The organism is Anaerobacillus sp. 63XJN7_4_ISO-PGPR-S23-413 (genome assembly GCF_056173725.1).
In genome coordinates this window covers 2907514-2926576 of record NZ_CM149688.1, presented here as the reverse complement: position 1 = coordinate 2926576, position 19063 = coordinate 2907514, and the positions used below count along the sequence as shown (strand labels likewise).

The 19063-nt window shown below is 41.2% G+C and carries 19 protein-coding genes and 2 other annotated features; all 19 genes read left to right on the top strand.

The window, feature by feature from the left end:
* Positions 1-197 precede the first annotated feature (197 nt).
* Positions 198-422: a binding site (T-box leader), on the top strand.
* Positions 423-536: 114 nt separating this feature from the next.
* The 19 genes from AC0VYO_RS15505 to rpmA all read left to right on the top strand — a co-directional run bounded on the left by AC0VYO_RS15505 (position 537) and on the right by rpmA (position 18930).
* Positions 537-3179, top strand: coding sequence for a valine--tRNA ligase (locus tag AC0VYO_RS15505; RefSeq protein ID WP_475367778.1), 2643 nt, complete (start codon positions 537-539; stop codon positions 3177-3179).
* A gap of 56 nt (positions 3180-3235) precedes the next feature.
* Entirely contained in the window at positions 3236-4531 is a 1296-nt protein-coding gene (locus AC0VYO_RS15500; RefSeq protein ID WP_475367777.1) for a bifunctional folylpolyglutamate synthase/dihydrofolate synthase, read from the top strand.
* A gap of 112 nt (positions 4532-4643) precedes the next feature.
* Positions 4644-6353, top strand: coding sequence for a sensor domain-containing diguanylate cyclase (locus tag AC0VYO_RS15495; protein ID WP_475367776.1), 1710 nt, complete (start codon positions 4644-4646; stop codon positions 6351-6353).
* Positions 6354-6721: 368 nt separating this feature from the next.
* Positions 6722-7477, top strand: a complete 756-nt coding sequence (locus AC0VYO_RS15490; protein ID WP_475365556.1) for a prepilin peptidase — start codon at positions 6722-6724, stop codon at positions 7475-7477.
* Positions 7478-7645: 168 nt separating this feature from the next.
* A complete protein-coding gene (locus AC0VYO_RS15485) occupies positions 7646-7882 on the top strand; it encodes a hypothetical protein (RefSeq protein WP_475365555.1) in 237 nt (78 codons plus the stop codon).
* Positions 7883-8217: 335 nt separating this feature from the next.
* A complete protein-coding gene (locus AC0VYO_RS15480; protein ID WP_475365554.1) occupies positions 8218-9213 on the top strand; it encodes an SPOR domain-containing protein in 996 nt (331 codons plus the stop codon).
* A 249-nt stretch (positions 9214-9462) separates the two neighbouring features.
* Positions 9463-10041: a Maf family protein gene (locus AC0VYO_RS15475; RefSeq protein WP_430244024.1), complete on the top strand. Its 579-nt coding sequence runs from the start codon at positions 9463-9465 to the stop codon at positions 10039-10041.
* Positions 10042-10093: 52 nt separating this feature from the next.
* Positions 10094-10765, top strand: coding sequence for a RadC family protein (gene radC / locus AC0VYO_RS15470; RefSeq protein WP_194219641.1), 672 nt, complete (start codon positions 10094-10096; stop codon positions 10763-10765).
* Between the two features lie 102 nt (positions 10766-10867).
* Positions 10868-11905 (top strand): rod shape-determining protein, encoded by a 1038-nt coding sequence (locus AC0VYO_RS15465; RefSeq protein WP_194219395.1) that lies wholly within the window; start codon positions 10868-10870, stop codon positions 11903-11905.
* A gap of 16 nt (positions 11906-11921) precedes the next feature.
* Complete coding sequence (gene mreC, locus AC0VYO_RS15460; RefSeq protein WP_475365553.1) at positions 11922-12800, top strand: rod shape-determining protein MreC; 879 nt, start codon at positions 11922-11924, stop codon at positions 12798-12800.
* Positions 12797-13342 carry a rod shape-determining protein MreD gene (mreD, locus tag AC0VYO_RS15455; protein ID WP_430244027.1) on the top strand — a complete coding sequence of 182 codons (546 nt, stop codon included), beginning with the start codon at positions 12797-12799 and terminating at the stop codon, positions 13340-13342. The genes mreC and mreD overlap by 4 nt, the downstream gene beginning before the upstream one ends.
* A 41-nt stretch (positions 13343-13383) precedes the next feature.
* Positions 13384-14061 (top strand): septum site-determining protein MinC, encoded by a 678-nt coding sequence (gene minC, locus AC0VYO_RS15450; protein ID WP_430244350.1) that lies wholly within the window; start codon positions 13384-13386, stop codon positions 14059-14061.
* A gap of 19 nt (positions 14062-14080) precedes the next feature.
* Positions 14081-14881, top strand: a complete 801-nt coding sequence (gene minD / locus AC0VYO_RS15445) for a septum site-determining protein MinD (protein WP_194219398.1) — start codon at positions 14081-14083, stop codon at positions 14879-14881.
* A gap of 260 nt (positions 14882-15141) precedes the next feature.
* The gene (locus AC0VYO_RS15440) at positions 15142-15804 is read left to right on the top strand and encodes a peptidoglycan DD-metalloendopeptidase family protein (RefSeq protein ID WP_475365552.1); all 663 of its coding nucleotides are present in this window, start codon (positions 15142-15144) and stop codon (positions 15802-15804) included.
* A complete protein-coding gene (locus AC0VYO_RS15435; RefSeq protein ID WP_475367775.1) occupies positions 15804-16628 on the top strand; it encodes a M50 family metallopeptidase in 825 nt (274 codons plus the stop codon). Before AC0VYO_RS15440 ends, AC0VYO_RS15435 begins: the two co-directional genes overlap by 1 nt.
* A 31-nt stretch (positions 16629-16659) precedes the next feature.
* Positions 16660-17808, top strand: a complete 1149-nt coding sequence (locus AC0VYO_RS15430) for a ribonuclease E/G (protein ID WP_475367774.1) — start codon at positions 16660-16662, stop codon at positions 17806-17808.
* Positions 17809-17886: 78 nt separating this feature from the next.
* Positions 17887-17961, top strand: a sequence feature (ribosomal protein L21 leader region).
* A 12-nt stretch (positions 17962-17973) separates the two neighbouring features.
* The gene (rplU, locus tag AC0VYO_RS15425; protein WP_048312605.1) at positions 17974-18282 is read left to right on the top strand and encodes a 50S ribosomal protein L21; all 309 of its coding nucleotides are present in this window, start codon (positions 17974-17976) and stop codon (positions 18280-18282) included.
* An 11-nt stretch (positions 18283-18293) separates the two neighbouring features.
* Entirely contained in the window at positions 18294-18626 is a 333-nt protein-coding gene (locus tag AC0VYO_RS15420) for a ribosomal-processing cysteine protease Prp (protein ID WP_430244036.1), read from the top strand.
* 13 nt (positions 18627-18639) lie between these two features.
* Positions 18640-18930, top strand: a complete 291-nt coding sequence (gene rpmA, locus AC0VYO_RS15415) for a 50S ribosomal protein L27 (protein ID WP_098444403.1) — start codon at positions 18640-18642, stop codon at positions 18928-18930.
* The last annotated feature ends 133 nt before the right edge of the window (positions 18931-19063 follow it).

Here is a 19063-nt window from a genome sequence, read left to right as displayed (position 1 = left end):
TGAAAGCGATTCATTCCACCAAACCGTTTTTTCATATCAGGTATTCCCCTTTGTTTTCAGTTATTGTTACAAATAGACTATGTGGGAAGTTGGAATTGGGTGATTAAGGCGGGAGCGAACTGGCTAAGCTAAGAAAAAGGGCTCTTATGATCTTGACGATCTCGAATCAAAAAGGTAAACTTAGTGATACAAATAGTCGACAGGCAAAGATAGGGAGTAGTAGAATGTGAACCCTTCAGAGAGAGAAGTCATTTGCTGAAAGATTTCTCAGGATCGTAGCATTCGAAGTCGCCCTTGAGCTGTTTCTCTGAACGAGTAGTAGGAGAATCCGGTAATCCCGTTATTCGAATGAAGCGTACAGCTAACGTTTATTTAGCTGTAAATAAAGGTGGTACCGCGAAAATACTTCTTTCGTCCTTTTCCTAAGGATGGAGGAAGTTTTTTTGTTGTCTAAAAAGCTTACACCTTCGTGGAAAGAGAACAAGGAAAGCCGAAGAAATGTCCTGAGACTTATTGAATGGAAAGGAAGAGTGACAATGGCGAATAAAGAGCTAACGATGCCGACGAAGTACGACCCGAAGGCAACAGAGCAGAAATGGTACCCGTATTGGGTAGATGGCAAATTTTTTGAGGCAACAGGTGATAAAGATAAAGAACCTTATACAATTGTAATCCCCCCGCCGAACGTTACAGGTAAACTACACCTCGGGCATGCTTGGGATACAACGCTTCAAGATATTCTATCGCGTGTAAAGCGTATGCAGGGATATGATGTTCTCTGGCTTCCAGGAATGGACCATGCTGGGATTGCGACACAGGCAAAAGTTGAAGGGAAGCTCCGCGAAGAAGGTACCTCGCGCTATGACCTTGGCCGAGAGAAGTTCCTAGAGAAGTCGTGGGAATGGAAAGAAGAGTATGCGGATTTTATTCGTAGCCAGTGGGCGAAGCTTGGTCTTTCTCTAGATTATTCAAGAGAGCGTTTTACACTTGATAACGGTCTTTCTGATGCAGTACGTGAAGTATTTGTGAAGCTATATGAGAAGGGCTTAATTTATCGCGGTGAATATATTATCAACTGGGACCCACAAACAAAAACGGCCCTTTCAGATATTGAAGTTATTCACCAGGAAGTAACTGGTCACTTCTATCATATGCGCTATCCTCTTGCAGATGGCTCAGGACATATCGAAATTGCAACAACGCGTCCTGAAACAATGCTAGGTGACTCAGGTATTGCGGTTCATCCAAAAGATGAGCGCTACAAGCACCTAGTTGGCAAGAAAGCGATTTTGCCAATTGTAGGTCGTGAAATTGAAATTGTTGCGGATGATTACGTTGATATGGAATTTGGTTCAGGCGCTGTGAAAATCACTCCAGCTCACGATCCGAATGACTTCGAAATTGGTAACCGTCATAACCTTGAGCGCATTCTCGTAATGAATGAAGATGGGTCAATGAATGAGAATGCCGGAGAGTACAAGGGCATGGACCGATTTGAATGCCGTAAGAAACTTGTGAAAGATTTACAGGATAAAGGAATCTTATTCAACATTGAAGAGCACGTTCATTCCGTAGGTCATTCTGAGCGAAGCGGTGCTGTTGTCGAACCTTATCTTTCAACACAGTGGTTTGTTAAAATGGGGCCTCTTGCTGATCAGGCGATTGCTCTTCAGAAGTCAGACGACAAAGTGAACTTTGTACCTGAGCGTTTTGAAAAAACGTATTTAAATTGGATTGAGAACATTCGTGACTGGTGTATTTCAAGACAGCTTTGGTGGGGGCATCGTATTCCGGCGTGGCATCATAAAGAAACTGGAGAGATCCACGTTGGACTGGAAGAGCCAGCTGATATTGAAAACTGGGAGCAAGACGTTGATGTTCTAGATACGTGGTTTAGTTCAGCGCTTTGGCCTTTTTCTACAATGGGATGGCCAAACGAAGACGCTGAAGACTTTAACCGTTTCTACCCAACAAACGTTCTAGTAACGGGTTATGACATTATTTATTTCTGGGTAGCTCGTATGATCTTCCAGGGTATTGAATTTACAGAGCAGCGCCCGTTTAACGACGTCCTCATTCATGGACTTGTACGTGATTCTGAAGGACGTAAGATGAGTAAATCGCTCGGTAACGGTGTCGATCCAATGGATGTCATTGAGAAGTACGGTGCTGATTCCCTTCGTTTCTTCCTATCCACTGGCTCATCACCAGGTCAGGATCTCCGTTTCTATTGGGAAAAGGTAGAGTCTACGTGGAACTTTGCTAATAAAATTTGGAACGCTTCTCGTTTTGCTTTAATGAATATGGATGGCATGACGTATGAAGAACTTGATTTAACAGGTGAAAAATCGACAGCTGATAAATGGATTTTAACTCGCTTAAACGATACGATTGAACAAGTGACGCGCCTGATTAATAACTATGAGTTTGGTGAAGTGGGTCGCTACCTTTACAACTTTATCTGGGATGACTTCTGTGATTGGTATATTGAAATGGCTAAACTACCGCTCTATGGTGAAGACGAAGTAGCTAAGAAAACAACTCGTTCTGTTCTAGCTTATGTACTTGATCAAACGATGCGTCTTCTGCATCCATTCATGCCTTATCTTACTGAAGAAATCTGGCAACACCTTCCTCATGAAGGTGAATCGATCACCGTTGCAAGCTGGCCAGTAAAGAACGAAGAACTTCACTTCCAAGAAGCTGCTGCTGATATGGCGCTTCTAACGGAAGTTATTCGTTCAGTACGTAACATTCGAGCTGAAATGAATGTGGCACCAAGCAAGCCGATTGAACTTCGTATTAAGCCGAAATCAGCTGATACTCAGAAACAGCTTGAGCAAAATAGTCAATACATCGAACGCTTCTGTAACCCAGAAACCTTGACTATTTCAGCGGAACTTCAGGCACCGGAAAAATCGATGACGGCTGTTGTATCTGGAGCTGAATTATTCTTGCCGCTTGAAGGGTTAATCAATATTGATGAAGAAATCGAGCGTCTAAAAGGAGAAATGAAGAAGCTAGATTCTGAAGTTGATCGTGTTCAGAAGAAGCTCGCTAATGAACGCTTTATTAGCAAAGCTCCTGAGAAAGTCGTCGAAGAAGAACGAGCGAAAGAAAAGGATTATCTTGAGAGACGAAGCAACGTAGAAGCTCGTATAAACGAACTAAAAAAATAAGAAAATGACGAATCTCTTTTAGAGATTCGTCTTCTTTTAAGGAAGGAGCGGGACGCATGTTTCACTCATATGACGAAGCGGTGAGTTGGATTCATAGTTTATTAAATCATGGCATAAAACCAGGTTTAGAGCGTATGGAATGGATGCTGGATCAGCTCGATCATCCAGAAAGACGGTTAAAAACGGTACACGTTGGCGGAACGAACGGAAAAGGATCAACCGTTACGTACTTGCGGACGGTGCTCGAAGAGTCAGGATATGAAGTAGGAAGCTTTACTTCTCCTTATATTGAATCGTTTAGCGAACGAATCGCTATTAATGGACAACCGATTAATGAAGAAGACTTAGTTGCTCTATGCAATCGTGTTCAGCCTCTTGTTGAGATGGCTGCTGTCTCTCCGCTTGGGTCACCAACTGAATTTGAAGTGATTACGGTTATCGCTCTCTTATATTTTGGGACAATTGCCTATCCAGACCTTGTTTTGATGGAAGTTGGTCTTGGCGGACGATTTGATTCAACCAATATTATTCACCCGCTTGTAAGTGTGATTACAAATGTCGGATACGATCATACGCACATCCTTGGGAGTGATATTAAGCAAATTGCTTATGAAAAAGCGGGGATCATTAAGTCAGGGGTTCCTCTTGTGACAACTGCTGAAAAAGAAGAGGTACTCACTCTTTTACATGAAACGACCAAATCGAAAAAGACGAAAATTTATCGATTGAATGAAGAGTTTTCTATTAAGGAGCAAATGAGTGATAAGGAAGGGGAGCGTTTTTCTTTTCAATCACCTTACCGTAAACTAGAAAATCTACACATTCAGATGAAGGGTGAGCACCAGGTAAAAAATGCAGGCGCAGCGCTTATGACACTTGAATATTTACGTGTTTTCTATGGTCTACATATTGAACAGGATATGATTCAGCGCGGACTGGAGAGAGCAACGTGGCCAGGTCGATTTGAACAGCTTCGTTCAAATCCGACTATTGTTGTGGACGGTGCGCACAATCCGGAAGGTGTCGAAAGTCTTGCTAACACGCTTAAGCAGCATTACCCTGAGACACGCATACATGTTATCTTTAGTGCTCTTGGTGATAAAGATATTGAATCGATGCTAAAACCACTTTATCTTCTAATTGAGACTATTTCGTTTACTACCTTTGAATTTCCAAGAGCTATATCAGGTGAGGAGTTGTCGAATAAAGCGACTTTTGCTAATAAGAGATATGAGGAAAACTGGCGGAAAGCCATCCAGGTGATGATGGATGAGATGATTGAAAATGACCTGCTTCTGATAACGGGCTCTCTTTACTTTGTCTCTGAAGTTCGCCGTTTTCTAAAAAATTAGAATTTTATAGAAAAAGCTAGGACTTTTTCGCCATTTTTTGCTAAAATAGAACTTAACCACATTAATATGGAAAAATATTCTTCCTGAGTTTGGAAGATGGAGGGGGAAACAATTGACTGCATTAATGAAACGTAAAGTTTGGTTGGTATGGCTTTTGTTCTGGCCACTACTCATTTTTGCAACGTTCTATTTCTTTCCTCCTGTATTATCAGGAAATTGGGCAGATGTTCTTGCATTGTTTGTGCTTCTTGCTGTTGTTGCTATGATGCCAATTAATGTAAAGGGGACTGACCTTTTTTTTATCCAGGGGATCTCGCTTGCTGTGTTCTTAAGGTATGGTCTATTTGTCGAAATGATCTTAACTCAGTTAGCGATACTCGTTTTTCTTTTAAACTTACGTGTCACAAAAAAAGATAGTCATCGTTATCCTGTTAACATGCTGATGTTTATGCTTGTTTCACTCGTTTCCGGAGGACTTTTCTATTTACTCGGTGGTTCAGTAGGTGAATTCTCTGGTGATGCGATTACGCAGCTCGTTCCTTCAATTGCATACATCTTATCGCTTATAGTTGTAAATCAAATTCTCCTACATTTTTTAAAAATTTATATTTACAAAGAAGCTGATACTAAATTTTTTGGTAAAGATATGCTCTGGGAAGCGATATCAACTGGGGTGACTCTTCCTGTTGGCTTCTTACTATATATGCTACATACATATCTAGGTACAGTCGCTATTTTCTTTGTAGGCGTACCATTTATACTGGCTTCTCTTATGCTCAGGCTCTATTATTCCAGCCAAAAAGTAAATAATCTTCTTCAGCAGACAAGTGAAATAGGACAGCAAATCACACAATCTCTCGATACTGATGAAATATTAAATGTCTTCTTAAATGAAGTGAAAGATATGTTTCTTGTGGATTATGCTTATATTATGGATGCCGAACATGTGAAGCGACTAACGGTTATTAAACGATATGAGAATGAGCGTGGCATCGTTTCAAAAGAAGAAAGTAACCTATACCAGGAAGGTATCAGTTCAAGGGTGTGGCGAAGCGGACGAAGCCGCTTGTATACGAAGAGGTCTCAGTGGAAGAATCTTACGGAAGGTGTGCTTTCTGATGCTGCCAACTCAGTAATTTCCGTCCCAATGAAGCGGAATAAAAATGTTGTAGGCATCATTACTCTTGCTTCAGACCGCGTCCGTTCTTATGAGAAACATCACATTCTTGTCCTGCAAATACTAGCTAACTATTTAGCCGTTGCTGTTGATAATGCTAGGCATTATGAAGAGACGAAAAGGCGAAGTGAACGATGTCCATTAACGAATTTATACAACTTCAGGTTTTTTGGGGAGTTATTGGATGAGAAATACAAGCGTTTTGACAAAACGCCTGATCCGTTCTCTATCATTCTGCTCGACCTGGATCATTTCAAGAAAGTGAATGACACGTTTGGTCATCATAGTGGAAATGAAGTGCTTTGTGGGGTAGCAAATCGACTTGAAGAAGAAATTGGAGGCAGAGGCACCGTTGCAAGATTTGGTGGAGAAGAGTTTGTCGTTTTGCTAGAAAATCATTCTCATAAGAAGAGTGTTCAAGTAGCAGAAGATTTACGATGTTCCATCGCGGATCGTCCATTTGAAATTTATAATGATCTCGATAACGGCAATCGCCAGGTTATTTACGTAACGGCTAGTATTGGTGTGGCCACGGCTCCTGATCAGGGAGAGGATGCGCAAACGTTGATACGAAACGCGGATCGAGCGATGTACACTGGAGCAAAGCAGCAGGGGCGAAACCGCGTTGCGAGCTATGTTGGATAAATAAGAAAATCCCCGTTCTTCACGAATTGTGAAGAACGGGGATTTTATAAGAATTCCTTTTGGAACGTTCAATTGGAACGGGTTCAACAATTTACTTAAAACACAGGGTTGTACGGTCTTGAAGTAGGAAGATGTTCTGAGTATCGTTGGTTGGTAAGTGATTTGTAGTCGGTGGGGGTACATTTTCTTGAAAATTTCTTTGTTGGAAATAGCCATAACCGCATTTCTAATATTTGTTGATATATGGGTAAGGTGATTTTCGTTTCACTTTAATAGCATTAAAACAACTATTAATCCTGAAATCACTTTATATACATACCGTTTTTCTTAACCTACTAAACTCTTTCGAAGAGGGGGGGGGGGAACATATGGGGGGCATTTTACATAGTTATTTATTTCTAGTTGGGCTTGCGCTTGGGTCTTTTTATAATGTCGTAGGTCTGCGGGTGCCTGTCAAACGATCGATTGTGGCCCCTCGCTCATCCTGTCCAACATGTGAACGAGAGCTTTCACTGCTTGAGCTTGTGCCGGTTTTCTCATATTTATTCCAGCGCGGGAAATGCAAAGGCTGTGCGTCACGCATTTCACCTATTTACGCCAGTGTTGAATTCGCTACGGCACTTCTTTTTACGATTGCACCGTTTTTAGTGGGATGGTCAAAAGAATTGATCATTTCTTATGGATTGATTTCGCTTCTTGTGATTATTTTTGTTTCAGATATCACCTATATGCTTATTCCAGATCGTATTCTTCTCTTTTTTGCTGCTTACTTTATTGTTGGTCGAATCCTTGTTCCAATGGATCCGTGGTATAGCCCTTTTATTGGAGCGGCTGGAGGATTTTTATTACTCCTTCTCATTGCTGTTATTAGTAAAGGGGGAATGGGGGGCGGTGACATTAAATTATTTGCGGTACTAGGCTTCGTATTTGGTTATCAGGAATTACTTCTTGTGTTTTTCTTTTCTACTTTATGTGGCACGATCATTGGCGTAACAGCGCTATCGACTGGAAGAGTAAAGCGAAAGCAGCACATTCCGTTTGGGCCATCGATAGCGCTAGGCGCGATCTTAACGTATTTTTATGGCGAACAAATTTTGCGCTGGTATTTTAGTTTTCTTTCATGATGGAGGGAATAAACGATAGGACTTTTTAATTTCAAGCCAAAAAAAGCAGATTAGTTTGATTCTGCATGATCATGTGATTCGGGTGGTAGAGCTCGCGCCTTCTACGATGGGGATTCGTTCTTATCAGGAACGATTTATACCTGAAGGGTTTGTTAAGGACGGAAAATTATGGAGTGTGATACGCTCTTCGTGATTTTAGAAGAGTGGGGAATTAAAGGGAAGCGGGTCGTTTTTCTTGTGCCTAATGCCTATCTTGTTTTCCGTTATGAGAAGATCCCGCGAGCCATTTCTAACGATGACATTAAAGGCTACTTGTACCTTGAATTTGGGGCGAGCATCACGTTTCTTTTTCTGAATTTCGTTTTGATTATGAGTAGATTAGTGAAACGGATGCTGTGTTGCTAGATGAAGCTGAGAAAAATGAGTTAACATATACGGCGAATGTAGCTACTTTTCACATCCCACCTTAACGGATCTAGCAGAGCAAACGCCATCGATTGATTATCCAGAACCTGCAGATAAAGACAATCCATTGTATGAAAAGGTTGATAAAGAAGAAGCTTCGGAGTAATGATGTTTTTATAATCACAAGTGATATAGCAAGTGGAGGAAGCCTTTGTCGGTTAACGGAGGCTTCTTTTTATCGTCTGAATTATCCTGATCTACTCTAGTATTTTCAGTTCTAGTATTTCGTCAGAATTCATAGACTGTAGTACAAGCCGGTACCGAGGAGGATGATTATGGATAAGGAGAGACGGACGATTTCAATCCGATTAAATGATGAGGAGAAAAGCGAGCCTCCCGAAACACATAAAGAAGAAAGCGCAGCAGCTGAGGAGAAGGAATTTGAGTGGATTTTACCCGAACGGCGTGATTCGAGGAAAATAGTAGAACTTAAAAAGAGGCACATTCAAAAAAAAGCTGGAGCTTTTTATGAAAAGAAAAGTCCAAGGCTCCCAGTTGGACGCAAAAAGAAAAAACACTTAGTTAATAAGAAACCTATTATTACACTACAAAAGAAAGTGGTGGCTTCCGCTGCTTTTGCTATTATTCTTGGGATTTTATTTGGATTTGGTTTATTAATGGTATTCAGTGGGGATAGCGTGGCGACGATAGATGATGGATATGAAGAAGCAGCTACAACGACCACGGATTTGGACTTATCATTAGATTTTCACGTAGTTCAATCTGGAGCTTATGAAACAGAGGAGTCTGCGAAGGAGTTTCAAGACAAGTTAAAAGAGAATGGATTTCCGGCAGCTATTTTTAAAGGAGAGAAATACTATTTGTTTATAGGTGTATCTCCTTCTGCTGAAGGACAGGATGCACTTGGAGCTTATTATGAAGGAAAAGGACAGGATGTCTATAAGAAGGTGTGGTCGATTGATGGTCAGAAAGCATCTGTGAGTGACGAAATGGCGGGTCAGATGAAGGAAGGCAAAGCGTTGCTCGAAAAATTAACGACGCTAGATCTTGTCGCATTATCTGATGGAAAGCTGAAAGAAGCTGAAATGAGTGACATAAAAAAAGAAGTTGAAGCCTGGAATGAGAGTGGCTCGGGGAGAAAAGAGTGGGATAAAATCGGCGGGAAAGAGCTTGAACAAAGTCTGAACAGTGCTTTGGAGGAACTTGAAATGTACGCTTCTGACGAAACAGTACCGTCTTTATGGGTTGCTCAGCAGCATTTATTAGACGGGATGGTAGCATTTCAAAATGTAGTGGAAAGGTTGAAATAATCAGTTATTTGCGGAGATTCTCAATTAACGGTACGATATGAGTATTGGGAGCGACCCTCCCTAACGACTTTTTCTTAACGAATTAAAATAAGATTAAACAAATTTAAACTGTATGCACATACAGAAACGAAAGAAAACGAAAAATGTAGAGGAACGTTAGAAAATTAAATTGTGGAAAGAAAAGGGATTTGATAAGCTGTTATCAAGCCCTTTTCCCACTTATGAATCATTTACAAAAAGGGTGGTAAAATGAAGCGCCTCGTCTTAGCCTCAGGGTCTCCACGAAGAAAAGAACTTCTAGATCAAATGAATCTCCAATTTGAGATTATCGTTAGCCGCTTTGAAGAGCATCTCTCTCAATCTGTCCCACCTTCAGAACTTGTGAAACAGCTTGCCTTAGGGAAAGCAAATGAAGTGTATACAAATACTTCAGATGCTGTCGTGCTAGGTGCAGATACGGTTGTTACACTCGACCATGAGGTCCTTGGAAAACCTGATAGCCGCGAGCATGCGAGGCAGATGCTTAAAGCCTTATCAGGACGATCTCACGTCGTTTATTCAGGTGTGGCCATTCTATCCAGTGAACGAAGTTCTCAATTCTTTGAAGCAACTGAAGTAGAATTCTGGGAGTTAACAGATCAGGAGATTGAGAATTATCTGGATACAGGAGAGCCTTTTGATAAAGCGGGAGGTTATGGCATACAGGGTTTCGGTGCCGCCTTTGTGAAGCGAATTCATGGTGATTATTATAGTGTGGTAGGGCTTCCTATTTCGAAAACGCTACGAGAGCTTCGTGCGTTTGGAATTGTTCCGGAGATTCAGCGGTAGTCAGTCATGAAGATGAATCCAGGGAGGAAGCGTGTTGTTGAAAACACCTTTAATGATTCGAGATTATCCTGAAGAAGAGCGCCCGAGAGAGCGTCTGATGAAGGATGGTCCTGAGACCTTATCCAATCAAGAATTATTAGCTATTATCCTCAGGACAGGAACAAAGCAGGAGTCAGTACTTCAGCTTTCTTATCGCATTATCCAGAACTTTGAAGGACTTCGACTTCTGAAAGATGCAAGTATTGAAGAGTTAACGTCTCTAAACGGCGTTGGAACTGCTAAAGCGGTTCAGCTAATCGCAGCGATGGAGCTCGGTAGAAGAGTTAGCCGCCTTCAATTAGAAGAGCGCTATACGATTCGTTCTCCTGAAGATGGTGCGAATTATGTGATGGAAGACATGCGCTTCCTATCACAAGAACATTTTGTTTGCTTATACTTAAATACGAAGAATCAGGTACTGCATCGTCAAACTGTCTTTGTTGGAAGTCTAAACGCATCGATTGTTCATCCGCGTGAGGTCTTTCGTGAAGCATTTAGGCGGTCGGCAGCTTCATTAATTTGTTTTCATAATCATCCGAGCGGTGATCCAACACCGAGCAGAGAAGATATTGAAGTGACAAAACGTCTTGCAGAATGTGGTAAAATGCTTGGTATTGATATGCTAGATCATATTATTATCGGAGATCAGAAGTTTATTAGTTTAAAAGAAAAAGGGTATGTATAAATCGGACGTGGGATAGCACGTATTCCCACTACCGTTTTCAATACTGATGCAGTATAATCATATTTATGAGTTTTGCTTGAATTGAAGGGAGATTTAACATAAATGTTTGGTGGATTTTCAAGAGATATGGGAATAGATTTAGGTACAGCTAATACGCTGGCATATGTAAAAGGAAAAGGCGTTGTTGTTCGAGAGCCATCAGTTGTGGCACTTCGTACAGATACAGGTTCTATTGAAGCAGTCGGAAACGACGCAAAGAACATGATTGGACGTACACCGGGTAATATCGTTGCACTTCGTCCAATGAAAGATGGCGTTATTGCTGATTTTGAAACAACGGCTACAATGCTAAAATATTTTATTCAACAGGCACAGAAAAACCGTTCTGTGTTCGCACGTAAGCCAAACGTGATGGTTTGTGTACCTTCAGGGATCACGGCTGTCGAAAAAAGAGCAGTAGAAGATGCAACTCGTCAAGCTGGAGCACGTGAACCTTATACAATTGAAGAGCCGTTTGCAGCCGCAATCGGAGCTGATCTACCAGTTTGGGAACCAACTGGTAGTATGGTTGTCGATATTGGTGGAGGAACAACAGAAGTTGCGATCATCTCATTAGGTGGAATCGTTACAAGTGAATCGATTCGCATTGCTGGTGATGAGATGGACGAGTCTATCATTCAATATGTGAAGAAAACATACAATTTAATGATTGGTGAGCGTACAGCTGAACAGCTTAAGCTTGAAATCGGATCTGCTGGAACGACAGAAGGTATTGAAGCGATGGATATTCGTGGACGTGACCTTGTAACGGGTCTTCCAAAGACGATCAGCGTATCCGCTGATGAAGTGTCGGGCGCTCTTCGTGATACGGTTAATAGCATTATGGAAGCTGTTAAAGTAACACTTGAGAAAACACCGCCAGAACTTGCAGCAGATATTATGGATCGTGGAATTGTTCTTACAGGCGGTGGTGCATTGCTTCGTAACTTGGATCAGGTGATTAGCGATGAAACAAAAATGCCTGTTATTGTAGCTGAGAATCCGCTTGAGTGCGTAGCGATTGGTACTGGGCGTGCGCTAGAAAATATTCATCTGTTCAAATCTAGAGCTGGTATTACTTCCCGCTCAAAACAGAAGTAGTTGGAAGGTGTAAGGCATGCCACAATTTTTTTCGAATAAACGACTCATTGTATTACTTGTCAGTATCATTATTCTTGTAGCGTTAATTGGGACGTCTATGAAAGAACGTGATGCTCTCACGATGCCGGAGCAATTTTTCAAAGATTCCGTTGGCTGGCTTCAATCAATCTTCTATAAACCCGCTAATTCAGTAGCGGGTTTATTTGAGAGTATTGGTGATATGAAGGACATGTACGAAGAAAATGAGCTATTGAAATCGAGACTTAATGAATTTGTTGCTGTCTCAGAAGAGCTCAAAACAGTGAAGAAGGAAAATGAAGACTTAAAAAGCGAATTAAACATCGATTCATCAACTGGGTTAGCTAGCTATCAAACATTTCACGCAAATATGATTGCAAGATCTCCAGATCGGTGGAATGATTTATTAACGATTGATAAAGGTAAACAGGACGGGGTAGAAGCGGATATGGCTGTTGCCACACCGGATGGATTAATCGGTAAAGTGAAAAACGTTCAGCCTTTTTCATCGACTGTCCAGCTAGTGAGTGATGTAGACCGGACGAATCGAATCGCTGCTATGACTCAAGAAGATAAGAACGTTTTCGGTACAATAGAAGGTTATGATACTGAAAAAGAAGTGCTTATGTTCTCGAAAATTCCAGTAGATACAAAGGTTGAAAAAGGTCAAACTGTTATTACGGCAGGTAATGGAGGCATTTTTCCACGAGGTATTGTCATCGGGGAAATTGTAGATGTTGAAACAGACAACGTTGGAACGACTCAGACGGCTTATGTGAAACCAGCGGCCGATTTATATGATATTAACAATGTTATGGTAATCGATCGTGGAGCGCAGGATGTTACGCCTGATGACGGAGAAGGTGAAGAGGAATGAGGCGTTTTCTTCTAATTGGAACGCTATTTGTTCTTTTTCTTCTTGAAGGTACCGTTTTTCAGGTGTTTGCCCCTGAGCAATTTGGATTTGAATTTCAATTAATCCCACGTTTTGTTACGGTGATTGTGATTATGATTGGAATGATTCTCTCCCCTGCTTATGGTGTAGTGTACGGTGTCGTATTTGGTCTATTGCACGATTTGATCTACACGGATCTTGTTGGTGTCTATATGTTTGGAATGTCTGTTGCAGCCTACATAATCGGTTATTTATCGAAAGTATTTCACCTGAATTGGTTTACAACGCTTATCCTCGGTTTACTGGGCGTATCATTGGTGGAATTCTATGTGTATGAACTATTTTCACTTATTAATGTAACGGATCTTTCTTTCTCTTCCTTTTTCTACAAACGCTATCTTCCTTCATTACTTTTAAATGGAATCTTTTTGCTTATTGTTTACTATCCTGTTAAACGGTTGCTGGATGATTTATCGGAAAACCGTAGACAAGAAAATCAGGCCAAAAGAAGGAGTTTCCTTTAGCAACGTTGAATTATTCTATGTTGAGGTGAATGAAATTGTCTATGGTACAAAAGCAAACACAGCATTTTGTCACGATTAAAGGAACGAAAGATGGCTTGAATCTGATTCTAGATGATTCTTGCGCTTTTCGTGATGTTATAAATGAACTTGATGAAAAACTTTCCGCTCGTCATATACAGCAGACGGAAGGTCATACGATTACTGTTACCCTTAAATTGGGTAATCGATATTTAACAGACAAACAAGAAGAAGAGCTTCGTGCCATGATTCAATCTAAGCAAAACCTTGAAGTTGATCGGATTGATTCAAATGTCATCTCTCGGAGTGAAGCGGAAGCAGAGCGAAAAAGAACAACTGTAACATCTGTTTCGAGAACCGTTCGTTCCGGACAGGTACTTGAAGTAGAAGGAGACCTTCTTTTGATTGGCGACGTTAATCCTGGTGGCACCGTAATGGCTGCAGGGAATATATTCGTAATGGGTTCGCTTAGAGGCATCGCACATGCAGGGGCTTATGGCGATATAAATGCCGTGATTACGGCATCTGTTATGAAGCCATCTCAGTTGAAAATCGCTGAACTAATAAGCAGGCCACCTGATCAAGCAGGAGTAAGTATTCATGAAGCAGAATGTGCTTTTGTTAAGGACGGGCAATCTGAAATTAGCGTTGATCGCGTTCAAATACTGACTAAAGTTCGACCGAATTTGACTAGGTTGTAGACAGAAAGGGGAATGTTGTGTGGGAGACGCTATCGTCATTACTTCCGGAAAAGGTGGTGTGGGTAAGACCACAACGACAGCAAACATTGGGACAGCTCTTGCACTATCGGGGAAAAAAGTATGTCTGGTAGATACAGATATAGGTCTTCGAAATCTTGATGTAGTCATGGGACTTGAAAATCGTATTATTTACGATCTTGTCGATGTTGCTGAAGAGCGATGTCGACTACATCAAGCGTTAATAAAAGATAAGCGTTTTGAAGCGCTTTATATGCTACCTGCAGCTCAAACGAAAGATAAATCTGCTGTGCAGCCAGAGCAAATGAAGAAGATTATTGGTGAGTTAAAGCAGGATTATGACTATGTTCTCATTGACTGTCCTGCTGGCATTGAGCAGGGCTTTAAGAATGCGATTGCAGGCGCGGATAAATCGGTTGTAGTCACAACTCCCGAAACGTCGGCTGTTCGAGATGCTGATCGTATTATAGGCCTTCTTGAAAAAGAAGAAGGTATTGAAGCACCAAAACTTGTTGTTAATCGTATCCGAAACCATATGATGGAAAGTGGAGAAATGCTAGATGTAGATGAAATCGTTTCTATTCTTGCTATCGATCTACTTGGCATTGTTGGCGATGACGATACAGTTATTACAGCATCTAACAAAGGAGAGCCCATTGCGCTCGACCCTAGTTCAAAAGCATCCATTGCCTATCGCAATATCGCGAGACGAATTTTAGGTGAATCTGTTCCGCTTCTTTCTCTCCAGGAAGAACGAGGGATGTTTAGTAAAGTGAAGAAATTCTTTGGAATGCGTTCCTAAATCTCGGCTGCGGCCGGGATTTTTTTGTTTCTTGCTATTCCTTCTTCCTTATCAAAGTAAGACGGCTTTTGATCGGTTGTGTGATCTTCATTTCATTCAATTCCTTGTGAAAGAAAGTATTCTCAATGACATATCCCCACAGGACAAGTCATAAACTGAGTACTACTTATAGGAAGGTTGGGTGAAGAATGCGGAGAGACCTAGATGATGTAAGGAAACGACTTCATTCAAGAAAAAGACAGCGGCGAGCAGTTCCCCAAATGGAAAGACGTCATGATGCTATCCCTTCATCTTCTTTTCAAAACACGGAGGTCAAAATCCATCCTCTCTTTAACAGGCAAAGTTTTTTAATGCGCTCGATGGTTGCGGCATGCTTGTTTCTTGCTGCAGGAATACTATTTAAAGCAGAGAGCGATAAGGTTGCGCCTGTTCAGGAGTATGTGTCAGACATGATGGTAGAAGAATTTCAGTTTGCCACTGTGAAAAGTTGGTATGAAGGAAAGTTTGGGAATCCTGTGGCATTGTTCCCGACAGCGCCTGAAACTGATTCAGTAGGGGAAGCACCAAGCTATGCCCTTCCTGCGAGCGGAAAAGTACTTGAAAGCTTTGAATCGACGGGCAAAGGAATCATGGTTGAAACGGTTTTAAGCTCCGATGTTGAAGCAATCGATGCAGGAGTAGTGACATATGCAGGTGAGAAAGAAGGAATTGGCCAAACAGTAGTGATTCAGCATACGGATGGTAGTGAATCATGGTATGGGATGCTAGATTCGGTGGATGTATCGATCTATGATTTTGTTCAAACAAAGGATCAACTTGGAAGCGTGTCGAATTCTGATGATGGGAAGACAGGAACGTTCTATTTTGCCATTAAGAAGAACGAAGCATTTATTGATCCGCTTCAAGTTGTGCCAATCAAATAATGGTGAAAATGATAACGATCCATCCACTATTTTGGATGACGATTGGTCTTTCCATCTTAACAGGTAGGTTTAGAGAGATGCTGCTGCTCTTCTTAGTTGTCCTCATTCACGAGTTAGGGCATGCGGGGGCAGCCCGTATTTTAGGATGGCGTATCAATGAGATCGTTTTATTACCATTTGGGGGCGTAGCCGTAGTTGATGAACATGGGAATCGTCCCTTGAAAGAAGAGCTTATTGTCATTCTCGCAGGGCCGTTACAGCATGTTTGGATGATGGGGGTTGGCGCGACGCTCCATTATATGGGAATATGGAATGACATGTTCGATCTCTTTATGCTTCATAATATCATGATTCTTTTGTTTAATTTGCTGCCGATTTGGCCACTCGATGGCGGGAAGCTCCTCTTTCTTCTTTATTCTTTGCGTCTTCCCTTTAAATCGGCTCACAAAATGATGCTATATTCTTCGTTGTTTTGCTTTTCACTTCTTATTATTTTAACAGCGATATTATTTCCTTTTCATCTTAATTTGTGGATGGTGATTGTGTTTCTGTCTGTATCACAATTTAAAGAATGGAAACATCATCCTTATATTTATTTTAGATTTTTACTTGAACGCTATTCTAAATCGTTTAATGGGAAAAAACAGGTTGTTACAATTGCTCCAGATATGCGCTTAAATGACTTGCTAGCAACCTTTTCACGAGGGAAGCATTACCATATCCTCATACAAGATTTGAATATTGAAACAGATGAACATTTCTTACTGGAGGCTTATTTCAAAAAAAATCAAATTGCCTGTGCAGTGGGAACGCTATTTAGGTAAACTAAAGAAAAGCTACTAAAGGAGAACGGCTATGCGATTAATTGTTCTTGAGAGAAATCAATTGCGGGCAGCAGCTATTGAAATAAATAATGAACTTACAGATATATGGGCGGAAACGTTGACGAATAGGAAGCCTTCTCAAGGAGATATTATTCTCGGAAAAGTGTCTTCCGTATTAGATGGCAAAAACGCCGCCTTTATCTCTTTAGGCAGTGGAAAACCCGGGTTATTAAATGGAGAAGAATTTGTTTTAGCGCAAGGGAAAAAGACAGCTGGAGAACCATTACCGGCTGTTTCTGAATGCGTTCAAGAAGGACAGGCTATTCTTGTTCAAGTAAAGCATCCAGGCGTTGATCGGAAGGGCCCAATTGTTACAGAGCTAATTAAGCTGACGTTGGATCACTTAGTCTACATGCCTTATGCAGGATACTCAGCTGTATCGAAGCAGTTAACTACAAATCGTGAAGAACTACTCCAATTTGCAGATAAATATTGTATAGAGCAAGAAGGTGTTATCTTTAGAACTAGTGCAGGATACATAAAGGAAGAAGCTCTTTTAGCGGAATTACAGTCTCATCGTAAAGAATGGCTGCGTATTCTCGAACAATCCTCTTCACAACGAGCGCCTAGTATGGTGAAAAAAAACAGTGGCCTTGGGGAGGAAGTGAGCAAACTATACCCCCTTCATCGGGTGAGTAGTTTAGCGGCAAATTCCTCCGAAGCGGTTAGCTCGTTTTTTCCGCTTTTATCAAAGAATGCGACCCTGATGGAATTGAATGAGAAGAAAAAAAAGCTTGATAAGCTTGAAGATACCATTCTGAATATGAAGAAAACCATTAAAATGGGGAAAGCGAATCTTCATATTGAAGAAACGCATGCATTGACAGCTATTGACGTCGATACTGGAGGAGTAAAGCTTGGGACGAAAAATGAAACTCATTTCGAAGTGAATCGATTAGCGGTGGACGAAATTGCGAAACAGCTTCGACTTCGCAACATTAGTGGATTGATTGTCGTCGATTTTTTACGAGTCGAGAAAGAAGAGCAACAGAACCTTCATGCGTTAATGAAAAGCAAAGAAGAAACAGATAAACGCTTAAAAGTTGGAGGATTTACAAAGCTAGGACTATTTGAGATGCAACGTAAAAAGTCCGGACTTCCGTTAAGTCGGTTTGTGTAAAATAAGTCACGTTAATCGCATTGACATGGCAATTTTAGCTGTGGTATGATTTAGTGGTTAGTTCGTTTGGAAGCACCCAAAGAGCTACAACCGCTCAAGAACAGGTTTTTAAGCTAGTTTCTAGCACCTGCAATGGCGAGTCTTAGTATTAGAGGAGGTGCACGTATGTACGCAATTATTGAAACTGGTGGTAAACAAATCAAGGTTACTGAAGGTCAAGAAATCTACATCGAGCTTCTAAACACTGAAGCTGGTGAAACGGTTACTTTTGACCGTGTGCTAATGGTAGGTGGAGATGACATTAAAGTTGGTTCTCCTATGCTAGATGGCGCTACTGTAACTGGTAAAGTTGATAAGCACGGTAAAGGTAAGAAAATCACGGTTTATAAATATAAGCCAAAGAAAAACTACCGTCGTAAGCAAGGACACCGTCAACCTTACACTAAAGTAGTTATCGACAAAATTAACGCTTAAGGATATCTAAGATGATACGTTTCAAGGTGAAGCGAGATTCTAACAATCGCATCCTTTCATTTTCCCTTTCTGGACACGCTGATTCTGGCCCTTATGGCTATGATTTAGTTTGTGCAGGTGTTTCTGCTGTGTCGATTGGGACGGTGAATGCGATTGAATCCCTTTGCGATGTAACTCTCATAGTTGATATGGAGGATGAAGGCGGCTACCTCAGCTGTACTGTTCCGGATCATCTGGAACAACGTATAGATGAGAATGTTCAACTTCTCCTTCAAGGAATGGAAGTATCCATTTCTGCTATTGCCGAGGAATATGGCAAGCACATCCAAATTACTCACACATAGGAGGTGGGACAATATGTTGAAAATGAATCTACAGTTTTTCGCATCGAAAAAGGGTGTAGGTAGTACAAAAAACGGCCGTGATTCAATCTCCAAGCGTCTTGGCGCGAAGAGCGCAGACGGCGAGTTCGTATCCGGCGGTTCGATTCTTTTCCGTCAACGCGGAACTAAGATCTACCCTGGTACAAACGTTGGCCGCGGTGGAGACGACACTCTATATGCGAAAATCGACGGCGTCGTGAAATTCGAGCGTCTTGGACGTGACCGTAAACAAGTAAGTGTATATCCAGTTGCTAAGGAAGCGTAAGCAACTTAAGAAAAACTCTAACCGAACGGTTAGAGTTTTTTGATATAATGGAGAAAATGAGATGGATAAGTGACGATGCACAATGAATTCGCGTAAGATTGTTTTCTTTTAATCCAAAGTAACATACAGAAAA